General features: G+C 64.5%; 13 protein-coding genes and 1 pseudogene. 5 read left to right on the plus strand and 9 right to left on the minus strand.

Features of this window, described 5'->3' with window-relative positions; genetic code table 11:
* Window positions 1–102 precede the first annotated feature (102 nt).
* Entirely contained in the window at window positions 103–264 is a 162-nt protein-coding gene (locus tag MSIMFI_RS04580; protein ID WP_191496311.1) for a copper-binding metallothionein MymT, read from the plus strand.
* Between the two features lie 21 nt (window positions 265–285).
* On the opposite strand, the gene MSIMFI_RS04585 is transcribed toward MSIMFI_RS04580, so the two are convergent.
* The 4 genes from MSIMFI_RS04585 to MSIMFI_RS04600 are packed head-to-tail and all read right to left on the minus strand — an operon-like array spanning window position 286 to window position 4,481.
* Window positions 286–2,391, minus strand: a complete 2,106-nt coding sequence (locus MSIMFI_RS04585; protein WP_191498026.1) for a beta-glucosidase — start codon at window positions 2,389–2,391, stop codon at window positions 286–288.
* Entirely contained in the window at window positions 2,385–2,891 is a 507-nt protein-coding gene (locus MSIMFI_RS04590) for a TIGR04338 family metallohydrolase (RefSeq protein ID WP_224770229.1), read from the minus strand. The genes MSIMFI_RS04585 and MSIMFI_RS04590 overlap by 7 nt, the downstream gene beginning before the upstream one ends.
* 11 nt (window positions 2,892–2,902) lie before the next feature.
* Window positions 2,903–3,652 carry a DUF2786 domain-containing protein gene (locus MSIMFI_RS04595; RefSeq protein WP_191496313.1) on the minus strand — a complete coding sequence of 250 codons (750 nt, stop codon included), beginning with the start codon at window positions 3,650–3,652 and terminating at the stop codon, window positions 2,903–2,905.
* Between the two features lie 34 nt (window positions 3,653–3,686).
* The gene (locus MSIMFI_RS04600) at window positions 3,687–4,481 is read right to left on the minus strand and encodes an alpha/beta hydrolase (protein WP_224770230.1); all 795 of its coding nucleotides are present in this window, start codon (window positions 4,479–4,481) and stop codon (window positions 3,687–3,689) included.
* Here MSIMFI_RS04600 and MSIMFI_RS04605 point away from each other — a divergent pair.
* Window positions 4,474–5,587, plus strand: a pseudogene (locus MSIMFI_RS04605) (sigma-70 family RNA polymerase sigma factor). The gene MSIMFI_RS04600 and the pseudogene MSIMFI_RS04605 overlap by 8 nt on opposite strands.
* Before the next feature lie 15 nt (window positions 5,588–5,602).
* Here MSIMFI_RS04605 and MSIMFI_RS04610 read toward each other — a convergent pair.
* Entirely contained in the window at window positions 5,603–6,511 is a 909-nt protein-coding gene (locus MSIMFI_RS04610) for a DUF559 domain-containing protein (RefSeq protein ID WP_186245516.1), read from the minus strand.
* A gap of 114 nt (window positions 6,512–6,625) precedes the next feature.
* Between MSIMFI_RS04610 and MSIMFI_RS04615 the strand changes: the two genes are divergently transcribed.
* From MSIMFI_RS04615 to MSIMFI_RS04625, 3 genes are all read left to right on the plus strand, one after another.
* Window positions 6,626–7,348 carry a pirin family protein gene (locus tag MSIMFI_RS04615; RefSeq protein ID WP_191496316.1) on the plus strand — a complete coding sequence of 241 codons (723 nt, stop codon included), beginning with the start codon at window positions 6,626–6,628 and terminating at the stop codon, window positions 7,346–7,348.
* A 35-nt stretch (window positions 7,349–7,383) separates the two neighbouring features.
* Complete coding sequence (locus MSIMFI_RS04620) at window positions 7,384–8,766, plus strand: YhgE/Pip domain-containing protein (RefSeq protein ID WP_191496317.1); 1,383 nt, start codon at window positions 7,384–7,386, stop codon at window positions 8,764–8,766.
* Window positions 8,767–8,850: 84 nt separating this feature from the next.
* Window positions 8,851–9,957: a phosphodiester glycosidase family protein gene (locus tag MSIMFI_RS04625; protein ID WP_186245515.1), complete on the plus strand. Its 1,107-nt coding sequence runs from the start codon at window positions 8,851–8,853 to the stop codon at window positions 9,955–9,957.
* Here MSIMFI_RS04625 and MSIMFI_RS04630 read toward each other — a convergent pair.
* The 4 genes from MSIMFI_RS04630 to MSIMFI_RS04645 form a co-directional block, all read right to left on the minus strand.
* A complete protein-coding gene (locus MSIMFI_RS04630; protein ID WP_191498027.1) occupies window positions 9,954–10,508 on the minus strand; it encodes a PE family protein in 555 nt (184 codons plus the stop codon). The two genes, MSIMFI_RS04625 and MSIMFI_RS04630, sit on opposite strands and share 4 nt — an antisense overlap.
* A gap of 80 nt (window positions 10,509–10,588) precedes the next feature.
* Entirely contained in the window at window positions 10,589–11,287 is a 699-nt protein-coding gene (locus MSIMFI_RS04635; RefSeq protein ID WP_186241187.1) for a YoaK family protein, read from the minus strand.
* 22 nt (window positions 11,288–11,309) lie between these two features.
* Window positions 11,310–12,020, minus strand: a complete 711-nt coding sequence (locus tag MSIMFI_RS04640) for a mammalian cell entry protein (RefSeq protein WP_191496318.1) — start codon at window positions 12,018–12,020, stop codon at window positions 11,310–11,312.
* A complete protein-coding gene (locus MSIMFI_RS04645; protein ID WP_191496319.1) occupies window positions 11,987–12,538 on the minus strand; it encodes a mammalian cell entry protein in 552 nt (183 codons plus the stop codon). Before MSIMFI_RS04645 ends, MSIMFI_RS04640 begins: the two co-directional genes overlap by 34 nt.
* Window position 12,539 lies beyond the last annotated feature (1 nt).

Here is a 12,539-nt window from a genome sequence, read left to right on the forward strand (position 1 = left end):
GGCATTGTGTGCCGGCGAAACCAGCCAAAGGGTTTACCAGATACCCGTAGGGGGTATAGTGGGAAACGAGTCAACCAGTGGGACTTCGGTCCCCGTGCAGAGATGAGGGTGAGAAATATGGCGAATTATGAAGCCGGAACCGTGCTGACCTGCGGCCACGAAGGCTGCGGCTGTCGCGTTCGGATTGAAAACGAGTGCCACTGCGCTGGCGCCGGTGAGCCCTACCGCTGCACCTGCGGCGACGAGTTGGCCCCAGTCAAGTAGCTCGGGCACGCCGGTCGCGCGTCACCGACCGAACGCGCGACCGGCCAACTCGACTTCGCCGGCCAGCTTCAGGTCGACCGCCGAAGCGCCCACAGCCACGGTGTAACCACCTGTATCGATGCGCCAACATCCGGCGTCATAGCGGGCGAGCAACCGCGGATCCGCCTGGACGCTCACCCGATGGGCCTGATCCGGTTCGAGGTCGACCCGCTCGAATCCCAGCAGCCGCAACCGCGATTCACTGGGAGTGGCGGTCAGGTACAGCTGCGGGGGATCCACCCCGGCGCGGGCGCCGGTGTTGACGACAGTGAAGCTGGCGGTCACGGTGTCGCCGCCAGTGACGGCCAGCTCGCGGTAGTCGAATCTGGTGTACGACAAACCGTGACCGAACGCGAACAGCGGTCTCTGGCTCGTTCGTGCGAACCAGCGGTAGCCCACCTCGGCGCCTTCGGAATAGTGGATGGTGCTCTGGGTGCCCCACGGGGCGCCGAGGTCTGGCAACTCCGGACGCGGCGTCTGCTCGAGATCGGCCGGAAAAGTTATCGGCAGCCGGCCCGACGGATTCACCTGTCCGGCCAAGACTTCCGCGATGGCCTGACCACCGGCCTGGCCCGGATACCATGCCTGCACGATGGCATTCACCGAGTCTCGCCAGGGCATGACGACCGGGTTGCCAGTCTCGAGGACGACGACGGTATTCGGGTTGGCCGCGGCGACGGCAGCGATCACCGCATCCTGGCCCCACGGCAGCGACAGGTCGGGGACGTCGACGCCCTCCCCCTCGACGCGGATCGCGAACACAATCACAACGTCTGCACGTCGCGCCGCCAGTACCGCTTCGGCCGGGCTGATGCCTGGGTCAAACTCAATCTGCGTGTTGGGAAACCGCTTTCGCAGTTCGTCGAGCGGACTTGACGGCAGCAGGTAGAGGTTGCGTAAGCCGCCCGTCAGGCCGGGCCCGCCGATGGGGATCACCTCTGCATACCCCGCGGGCGGAACAACAGCGCTGGACCCGCATCCGGTAGGCACGCCCCGCTGGGCATATCCGCCGATGACAGCGATACGTGCACCGGCTTTCAGCGGTAGCGCGCCTTCGTTTTGCAGCAGCACGATTCCCTGCCGTGCGATCTGCAACGCAATCTCGTTGTGCGCGGCCATATCCGGTGCGGGCGCCGGTTCCCACCGGTCGATTCCGATGGCGAACATCGAGCGCAGGATGCGCCGAACCATGTCGGACAGCCGCTCCTTGGGTAGCCCACCGTCGCGGTACGCGGCCCGCAGACGGTCGCCGAACGCCTCTGACTGCCACAACAGGGCATCGATTTGTGCCCCGCATTCTTGGTCTAGGCCGGCGGCCGCACACTCCCAGCCCGGTGTTCCGCCCCAATCGGACATGGCCCAACCGCGGTATCCCCAGGCACCTTTCAACACGTCATTGATCAAGACATCGTTTGCGGCGGCGTAGCCGCCATTGACCTTGTTGTATGCCGTCATCACCGCGCCGGGCTGCGCCCGCTCGATGGCGATCTCGAAAGCCAGCAGGTCGGATTCGCGGTGTGCATCGGGATCGATGACCGCGTTCAGCCAGTGCCGGTTGGTTTCGTTACAGTTCAGCGAGAAGTGCTTGATCGTCGAGATAACACCCTGTTGCTGTATGCCGATGATCGACTCCGCGGCCATCACCGCACTCAAAAGCGGGTCTTCGGAAAGGTATTCGAAGTTGCGGCCGTTTCGCGGATCTCGGGCCAGGTTGATCCCACCCGCTAGCAGGACGTTAAACCCGCGGCTGCGTGCCTCCCGGGCGATTGCCTGGCCCGAGGAGCGGGCCAGCGCCGGGTTGAAGCTGGCGGCCAGCGCCAGGCTTGCCGGCAGCGCGGTCGCTGTGTCACCTGGGCGGTAGCCGGGGTTGGTGACGCCCAGACTGGCGTCGCTCATCAACAGGGCAGGCACGCCGAGCCGTGGCACCCCTGGCACATAGCCGGCACTCATCGGGGTGCCCTCCGGAATTCGCTCGTCACGCAGCGGCCACAGTTCACCGGCTCCCATTACCCCGACCAGCAGTGCGAATCGCTCGTCGTCGATCATCCGCATCTCGACCTCGCGAGCGCGGCCGTCAGGGTCTAGCAAGTCCATCGCACGCCCTCTTTCGCATACACGACGCGCAGCACGTGGCCGAGTTCGGGTCCCATCACCAACTCCATTAACGTGCAGATCGTTGCCACGAACTGCGGCCCGTGCGCGGGTGGGACCTGGCATAAATGGTGCGCGATTTCGTGCAGCACTACGAGCTCACGCATCGCCCAGTCGGCGGTATCGCGGTCGGGAACGGCGATAACGCCTGTGCCGTCGCGGTTTTCGTAATGTGCGGCGGTGGCCGCCCGCCGCGCCCGTACTGCCAGCGGCGCCGCCTGCGGCCACTGCTGCCGCACCGACGGCAACGCGAGCACGTCGTCGACGTAGCGCTGAACGGACGCCACCGATCCGAACCGTCCTTCCGGCGGCAGCGTCAACTGGGTGCCGAAAAACTCCACCGCCGGCGAGCCGTGCTCGGCGGCCCGGTCAAACAACGTCCGGATGAATCCCTCAGCCGCATATACCTTGGCCCGCTGGGAGTCTCGTCGGGACAAATCCGGTTGAGTCACCGGTCCAGTGCTGTCCGCGCCCGGGGTAGCTCGGGACTGTTCCCCAGCCGGGCTCGCCTCCCCGCCCGGTCACCCGCGCGCCGCGCCGCCGACGAATATCCGGCCGTGGCCCTACTGGCCTGCCAGGTACCGCGCGCCTTCGAAGCGCCGCGGTAGTAGTCGCGCAACTCGATCTCCTTGTCCCGCAACGCGAGAGCGGTTCCCGGTGCACGACCACGGTCCTCGGTGACCTCTCGCCGTGCCTGTTCTCGGGCCTCGGCCAGGCGTTGCCCAACCCGAACCCCGAACGCCAGCTGGAAGTTGAGCCGGGCGGTGATCGTCGGCGTCGGCCGGTGCGCACCCGAGGCGAGGTAGGCGTCCGACGCCCGCACCATCTGCACAACCAGGCTGGCATACAACGCGTGGCTGGCGTCAATGTCCTCGCAGAAGCCGTAGGCATAGACGAACGTCGAATTCGATGCCACGTCACAACGCACGTCGTTAGCCGCCGCGATGAGCACGAAAAGCTGCACGTAGGTGCGCAAACCGCGGGTGCCCGCAGTGCCGATGGTGATGGTGCGCTGCGTCGGGGCCTGCGCCGGCGACCGGTTGGAGGCATGCGACCGCGCCACCGCCAGGTCGATGGATGCCGCCGTGGCCAACCGTTGCGCGGCGCTCATGAACGCGTCCGCCTCGTGCGGGTTGTCGGTGCCTTCGGCCTGACGCAGCAGCGCAGCGATACGGGACAGCATCTTGTCGTCGGTCATGGCGCCAAACTACTCAAACCGTATGACATTTCACCTAAAGCCGTTTGGTGATCCAGGTGACCACATCGTCGAGCACCTGGTTGCGCTCCGGCTCGTTGAAGACCTCGTGGTACAGCCCGGGATATTCCTTCAGCTCGACATCGGTGGATCCCACACACTCGATCAGCCGGCGGCTGCCATCGATGGGGATCAGCCGGTCGGCGGTGCCGTGCACCACGAGCAGTGGCGCCGTCAAGGCCGGCGCGCGCCGCGGCATGGTCTCGCCGACCTGCAGCAGCGCCCGGCCAAGACCGGCGGGCACCCGCCCGTGGTAGACCATCGGGTCGGAGTTGTAGGCCTCCACCACCTCGGGGTCGCGGGATATCGCATCGACGTCGAGTTCCTGCACCGGCAGGCCGGGCACCACGACGCCGAGAACTTTGGCTGCCAGCGCCACGACCGGATGCACTAGGTCCTGTGCGGCCACCGCCGGCGCCGAGAGCACCATCAGGTCGTAGTTGTCCGGGCGTTCGACACCGTAGGCGAACACGATCCCACCGCCCATGCTGTGCCCGACCACGATGCACTTGCACCCGGGGTGCTCCCGGGTGCCGATGCCGACGAGGGTGTCGAAGTCGGCGGTGAATTCGGTGATGTCTCGCGCCACGACCCGCTTGCCGCCCGACCGGCCGTGGCCACGATGGTCGAGCGCGTAGGTGACCAGGCCCGCGTCGCAGAACCGCTGCACGACATGGTCGTAACGGCGGGCATGCTCGCCGAGGCCGTGCGCAAGGACCACCACCGCGCGCGGCGGTGTATCCGGCGTCCAGACGTCATAAACGATGTCCACACCGCCGACACCGTCGAAAGTTCGTTCAGCGTGGGCCATGGCAACCAGTCCTAGTCATTACGGGCAGCGTAATGGCTCCTCGCGCGGTGTTGTCAGAGACTCTGCGTAGGCTCGTTTGAGTGAGTGTGCTCGCACAGAATTCTGAAGACGAGCTCGGCGGTGACTTCTCCTCCCATGCTGAGCCGTACCGGCGCGAACTGCTCGCGCACTGCTACCGAATGACCGGGTCGCTGCACGATGCAGAGGACCTGGTGCAGGAGACCCTGCTGAGGGCCTGGAAGGCCTACGACCGTTTCGAGGGAAAGTCTTCGGTACGGACGTGGCTGCACCGGATCGCCACCAATACCTGCCTGAGCGCGTTGGAGGGTCGACAGCGCCGGCCGTTGCCGACGGGTCTGGGCGCGCCCAGCTCGGACCCGACCGGAGAGCTGGTAGAACGCGCCGAGGTGCCCTGGCTGGAGCCCCTGCCGGACGTAGCGGATGATCCCACAGATCCCCAAACGATCGTCGGCTCCAGGGAATCAGTGCGATTGGCGTTTGTGGCCGCGCTGCAGCACCTGTCACCTCGGCAGCGGGCGGTGCTCTTGCTGCGCGACGTGCTGCAGTGGAAGGCCGCCGAGGTGGCCGATGCGATCGGTGCGACCACGATCGCCGTCAATAGCCTGCTGCAGCGGGCCCGATCCCAACTGGAATCCGTCCGGCCCAGCAGCGAAGATCGGCTAACTGCCCCGGAGTCACCCGAGGCGCAGGATCTGCTGGCCCGCTACATCTCGGCGTTCGAGACCTATGACATCGACCGGCTGGTGGAGCTATTCACCGCCGAGGCGATCTGGGAAATGCCGCCGTACACGGGCTGGTATCAAGGCGCGCAGAACATCGTCACCCTTATTCGCCAGCAGTGCCCTGCCGAAACTACCGGCGACATGCGCATGGTCCCGTTGGTCGCCAACGGCCAGCCCGCCGCCGCCATGTATATGCGCACCGGAGATGCGCATTTGCCCTTTCAGCTGCACGTGCTGGACATGAGCGCCGACCGGGTGTCGCATGTGGTGGCATTTCTAGACGACACATTGTTCCCGAAATTCGGTCTGCCCGAACGCCTTTGACCGCTGAACGTGAGCTTATGCCACGTTTTCGCGCAGAAAGCGTGAATCAAGCCCACACTCGCCAAGCCACGAACAACCCGCGGCACGCAGCGCGGCACAAGTGCGCGCGACTACGACACCGGGCCGATGCCGCAACAGGTCGCTGCTGACCCGGACGATCTGCCAACCGAGTGCGCTCACCTCCGCGGAGCGGTCGATGTCAGCCGTGCGTTGGGCGGGATCGGTCCAGTGTTGTGCACCGTCGAACTCCACACCTACCTTGCATTCTTCGTAGCCCATATCCAGCCGGGCGAACGGAATACCGAACCTGTCGCGGATCACGATCTGCGTCTGCGGTTTAGGTAGGCCGGCGCGCACCAGGAGCAGCCGGGTCCGGGTTTCCTGCGGCGATTCAGCACCCCTGTCCATCAGATCCAGCACCTGCCGCAACTGGACAATGCCCCGCGATCCACGATGCCGGTCCGCGACGGCCTCGATATCTACCGGGTTCAGACGGGTCGCGTTCGCCAGCGCGTCGAGCCGAATGACAGCGGTGTTGAGCCCCTTGCGCCGGCCCAGGTCGAATGCCGTCCTCGCCGGTGTCGTCACCGGAATGCCCCGGACAACGCCGATCTCGTCGTCGCAGAGCTGCTCGCGGTGGATGACGATTGAACCGCTGCACGCCTCAGCTCGATTCAGCTCCGCAGGCAGCCGTGGGTCGATCCAACGTGAACCGTGGAGGGCGGCAGCAGACAACCCCGCAACGGTGGCATTCCGGCCCGACCACAGCCACGCGGCGACTGCCCGGGTCACTGGCGTGGGGGATTGACCTTTGGGCAGGTAGATATTGCGATAGACCATCTCGTGCCGGCTGCGCAACGTCCGTCTGGTCACCAGCCCCGCTGACAGCGCCTCGGTGCCGACGAACGGCCAATCCTGCCCCATGGCGCACAGGCTTTCAGCGTCGACCGACAGCAGCTGCCGAATGTGGGCTTCTGCCACGCCTTCTGTGGATAAACGTGCCTCAACCCCACAATCGGCAACGACTAGCCTGAACTCATGCCGGCCACGGTAGAGATCAGGCGCGCGGCCGACCGGGCCGTCACAACCACATCCTGGCTGAATTCCCGGCATTCATTCTCATTCGGCGACCACTATGATCCGGCCAACACCCACTACGGGTTGCTCCTGGTCAACAACGACGACGTCGTGGCACCGGCGGCAGGATTTGATACCCACCCGCATCGTGACATGGAGATCGTGACCTGGGTGCTCAGTGGCGCACTGGCACACCACGATTCCGCGGGCAATCACGGAGTGATCCATCCCGGGCTGGCCCAACGCATGTCGGCCGGCAGCGGAATTCTGCATTCGGAACAGAACGACTCTGCCACGGAGCCAGTGCATTTCGTGCAGATGTGGGTGATCCCCGACGAGACCGGCATCTCCCCGAGCTACCAACAACACGAGATCGACGATGAGCTGCTGAGCGGCCTAGTGACCATCGCGTCGGGCATCACCGGACACGACGCAGCCATTACCCTGCATAACCGTAATGCCGCACTACACGGCGCACGGCTAGAGCCGGGCGGCGCCGTCAACCTGCCCACCGCGCCCTACCTGCACCTGTTCGTCGCACGTGGTCGGCTCACCCTGGAGGGCGTCGACACCGTTAACGAGGGAGATGCGGTGCGGTTCACCGACGCCGACGGCCGGCGGCTGACGGCAGACGAGCCGTCGGAAGTGCTGATCTGGGAGATGCACAGCAAGCTGGGCGGTTAAGCAACATAGAGTGGCCACGACAGACAGGAGCCAGCATGTCTCAATCGCGGCCGCGCCACGCGGCACCGAACCCCAAGCGGAACATAAAAGCGCTTCGTACCGTGCGGTTCTGGGCGGCGCCGATCGTCATCACATTGGCCCTGATGTCGGCGCTCGCCGCGCTGTACCTGGGCGGCATCTTGAATCCCACGACCAACCTGCGGCACTTCCCCATCGCCGTGGTGAACCAGGACGCCGGGCCCGCGGGCAAGCAGATCGCTGACGGTGTGGTCGCCGGACTAGACAAGAACAAGTACGACGTCCGAGTCGTGTCGCGCGACGAAGCCAAGCAGCTGCTCGACCGGGCCCAGGTGTACGCCGAGGCGGTGATACCGCCGACCTTCTCGTCGTCGCTGCGGGAGTTCGGGGCGAGTGCGCTGACGGCTACCCGCGCCGATCGGCCGACGATCACCGTCTCCACCAACCCGCGCGCAGGAACGCTCGGATCGAGCATCGCCGGCCAGACCCTGACCCAGGCGTTAGCGGTGGCCAATAACAAAGTGGGCGAAAGGCTTTCGGCGGAAGTCGCGGCGCAGACCGGTGGCGCGCCACTGGCCGGAGCGTCGGCGGTAGGGCTTGCCAACCCAATCGATGTCAAGTCAACCGTGTACAACCCGCTGCCCAACGGCACCGGCAACGGACTGTCGGCGTTCTACTACGCGCTCTTGCTGCTGCTGGCGGGCTTTACCGGGAGCATCGTGGTCAGCACCTTAGTGGATTCGATGTTGGGTTACGTACCAGCCGAATTCGGCCCCGTCTACCGCTTCGCCGAACAGGTCAACATCTCGCGATTCCGTACGTTGTTGGTCAAGTGGGGAGTGATGGTGGTGCTCGCCCTGCTCACCTCGGGTGTCTACATGGCAATAGCGCACGGGCTCGGCATGCCCATTCCACTCGGCTGGGAACTGTGGGCCTACGGGGTGTTCGCGATCAGTGCCGTCGGTATCACGTCCAGTTCGCTGATAGCGGTGCTGGGATCGATGGGACTGTTGGCCAGCATGTTGATCTTCGTGATCCTCGGGTTGCCGTCCGCGGGTGCGACGGTACCGCTGGAGGCCGTGCCGCCATTCTTTCGCTGGCTGGCCGAATTCGAGCCGATGCACCAGGTATTCGTGGGCGTGCGGTCACTGCTGTACCTCAACGGCCACGCTGACGCCGGCCTGACGCAGGCGTTGACCATGACCGCCGTCGGCCTGGTCATCGGGCTGTTGCTGGGCGGCATCATCACACACCTGTACGACCGCAAGGGCTTCCACCGCATTCCGGGCGCGGTCGAGATGGCGATCGCCATGGAACACCAAGCGCAGCACCAAGCGCGCGAAAAGGCGCGCGAGAGCGCCCCCGAACCCGCAGCCGAAACCTCAAGCGAGCAAACGTAATTCCAGCGCGGCCGAACCGTCACGGGGCTGTTACTAAAGTTGACAGTGTTACTGGTGTGGCTAATGGTTTGATGGTTGCATCAGATTCGGGCCGAAAGGGCAACCGTGCTGTCACGCGTCCTCAAATTGGCGGGTCGGTTGACGGCTGGCTGCGCAGCGCTGGCTGTTTGTGCCACACTCGCCACGGCCACGGGACGACCGGTCGCACGTGCCGCCGACGGCCGCGAGATGCTCGAGCAGGCGATCGCCACAACCAGGGGCTCCTACCTCGTCTACAACTTCGGCGCGGGCCATCCCACGCCGCTGCTCAACGGCGCCGGTAGGTGGTACGAGATGAACAACGGCGGCCACCTCATGGTCATCAAGAATGCGTCGCAACGGCTTCAACCGCACCTACTGGTCGATACCCACCAAGGTGACCAAGCGCGCTGCGAGAACAACCCCGGGGCCCGCACCAGCGAAGGGCTGTGGCAGGCATCGGAGATCTACCCACCGCTGCAGGCGTGGCTGCGGATGGGGCAACCGACGATCGCGATCAACGCGAACTTCTTCGACGTGCGCCCGCAGAAGGGTGGCAGCTGGCGCACGACCGGCTGCAGTTCGCCCCTGGGCGCGTTCGTGGACAACACCCATGGCCAGGGCCGGGCCAACCAGGCGGTCACTGGCACCGTCGCCTATCCCGGCAAGCAAGGTCTTTCGGGTGGGGGTGAGAGCTGGAGTTCGCTTACCACGATGATCATTCCCGTCGGTGGTGCACCATATGTGTTGCGGCCCAAGGGCAGAGAGGATTACGACGCCGCCACCCCGGTCATCCAGGACCTGCTCAACAAGAACGCGAAGTTCGTCGCGGTGGCCGGGATCGGGCTGTTGTCCCCGGGCAATACCGGGCAGCTGCATGACGGCGGTCCTAGTGCGGCGCGTACCGCGCTGGCATACGTGAAGCAGCGCGACGAGATGTACATCTTCGAGGGCGGCAGTTACACGCCGGACAACATTCAGGACCTGTTCCGCGGCCTGGGCAGCGACACGGCGGTTCTGCTGGACGGCGGTGGGTCGTCGGCGATCGTGCTGCGCCGCGACACCGGCGGCATGTGGGCCGGCGCGGGCTCGCCAAAGGGTTCGTGTGACACCCGACAGGTCCTGTGCGACTCGCATGAACGAGCACTGCCCAGCTGGCTGGCATTCAACTAGGTTTCAAGGGCCTGGAGAATAGGCAAGAAGAGGAACCTCCAAAAATCCGTTAACGGGAAAGCGTCGGGGAAGAACGCCGACAACAATATGTAGAACGGCAAGAATGACAGGGCTATGGGCAGCCAAAAGGGCCAAAAAAAGAAGAGAGCTATTCGGTTGAGCAGAGAATCGATATAGCTATTTATTGCAGTGCTCAATTGGTCCCACCAGGGGATACCAGTGCTGGCAGCCGCGGCCGCCGTGGCGGTCTTTGGCTGAAGTAACGACGCGTTGGCGGCTTCTGCGCTGGCATAGGCGCTCGTACTCGCCGTCAACTGTTGCATGAACTGGCCGTGAAACGCCGCCGCTTTGCCGGCCAGTTTCTGATAGTCGTCCGCGTGCTGGGAGAACAGCTGCGCGATGCCCGCCGACACCTCGTCGGCAGCGGCGGGCAGCAGGGTGCGAGTCTGGGTTGCCGCCGCCGTGTTCGCCGCGCCAAGCGCCGAATCGATAGCAGCTAAATCCGTTGCGGCCGCCTCCATCACCTGCGGCGCTGCGACTACATACGACATGTCTGTCTCCCCCAGGTTCGGTACCGCCCGGTCGATATTTCGGTGTAGAAGATCATTTTGTCCTATGGTGCGTTGCAGCCTCAACTAGTAAAAGCCTCAGGCGTTTTGCGATCGGCCGGTCCGAACCGGAAGATCACCAGGCTCACCGCGATCACCGCGGCGGCCAGCGTAAGAACCGGTGCCACGGTCACCCTCGACAGGGTCGCGCCCAATATGGCGCCGCCGCACATCGACGCAACGACGCTGTAGCGCAAGCCTTCACGACGGCCACCGCCGCCGGCAAGTCGGCTGTCCGCTCCGAGGGAGACGATCGTTGATGTCAGCACTGTGGTGCTGAGTTCCTGAATGCCGAATTCGCGCGCGCTGGCGTTCTGCATACCGAACGTCGCCGCGAGCCCACCCAGCAGAAAGAGCTTGGTGTTGTCGTGGTAATGCAGAACCCCCGCGCCGGCCAGAATCGACAGCACCAATAGGTTGCAAACCTCGATGCCGAGCACGGTGGTGATCCACCGCCGGGGGTTATGGCTGAGCGTTCGCAACAGCCGGCCACCAATGACCGCGCCGATCACAAATCCGGCAAAGGCCACGATGCCGGCGGTCAGATCGACATTGGATTTCACGAACCAGAATCCGAGAAAGATCACGTTTCCCGTCATGTTGGCGACGAAGACATGCCCCAGCACCAAAACGCTGATCGCGTCGGCCAATCCGGTGGCGAAGGTCAGCAGCAATAGCGCGGCAATCGTCAGGCGGTGGAATACCGGCGAGCTTATGGCCATGGCTTGATCTGGGCCCGGGCCGCTATAGGCGGGGAGTCACATCCAGCGAGGTGATGGTCGTCATCCTGGTCACCATCCAGCGAGCATGATCACGCTTCATGATCAGCCGGTAGGACAGGTACTTCATTGCTGGAATGTTCTTGGTCAGCGGGCTGGTGGTGGTGGTATTCGTGTAGACGATGGCGACGGCATTTGGGCCGTCCAGCGATTCGACCGCGACGCCGGTGACCTCGGTGCTGTTGGTTATTTTGGCCTGTTTGTTGGGAGCCACAATCGCGTCGACGAACTTGCGGTACTGGGCGCCGAAGTCGCCGCTGAGGTAGGTCGCCGCGCGGTCGGCGAGGCTATCCATGTTCTCTGGCGTGTAGGTCCATAAGGTGGTGATCGCGTTGGCTGCGGTCCGTGCCACGTTGAGCTTGATTGCGACGGTGGCGCGATCGGCCAGGTATGGCTGCACGGTCGCGCCCGCGAACGCCGCGGAACCGATGAACAATGCGGCGATCACCGCGACCACCACGGCGAGCCGCCTGCCGGTCGATTTCTTCTTCGGGGCGCCGCCCTCGGCCGCCGTGTCAGCTTCGGTATCAGACGGTTCGGCGTCTGTTTCTTCTTCTGCTACATCAGCTTTCGTGGTGTCGTCGGCCACATCAGCTTTAGCAGCGGCGTCTTCGCAGGATTGATCATCCCGCGCCTCGTCGGTCAGATCACCTGTAGCAGGTTGCTGATCTTCCACTGATTCCCTTCCTGCCTAGCCGTCGCCGTCCAACGATTGGTGCTTTCGAACACCTGCTTTTCGTCTGGCGACTTGGAGGTCACTTGCGTAGCGACTAACACATTGGCGCTGCCGTCGTCGTTCCACCGTTCCACGCCGGCGTCGAGGACCGTGCCAGTGGCTGGCTCTGCTCGAGCCACCTGGAGCAGGATCTCATTCTCCTTCTCCTGGTACTGCTTGGCGAAGTCGCCGGTCGCTTGCGCCAAGACCCGGGCCACATAGTCGTTGGCATGATACGGATCGATACTCGTAAAGCCTGCCATGAACCATTTCACGTAGTTGACCACCTCGCGGTCCTTCGCGGCGGCCCGCCGGTCGGATTCATGGGCGATCAGCATCAGGGTGGATACCGTTACCGCCGCCGCCATGACCACGGCGGCGATGGTGGCCGCGAGCCTCAACCCGGTAGACCGCGGCGGTAGCGGGTGCGCGACGAGCAGTTGCCCCTCGCCGGGCCGAAACTTACGTCGAGGACTCATT

It is taken from the genome of Mycobacterium simulans, assembly GCF_900232995.1.
Lineage (GTDB): Bacteria > Actinomycetota > Actinomycetes > Mycobacteriales > Mycobacteriaceae > Mycobacterium > Mycobacterium simulans.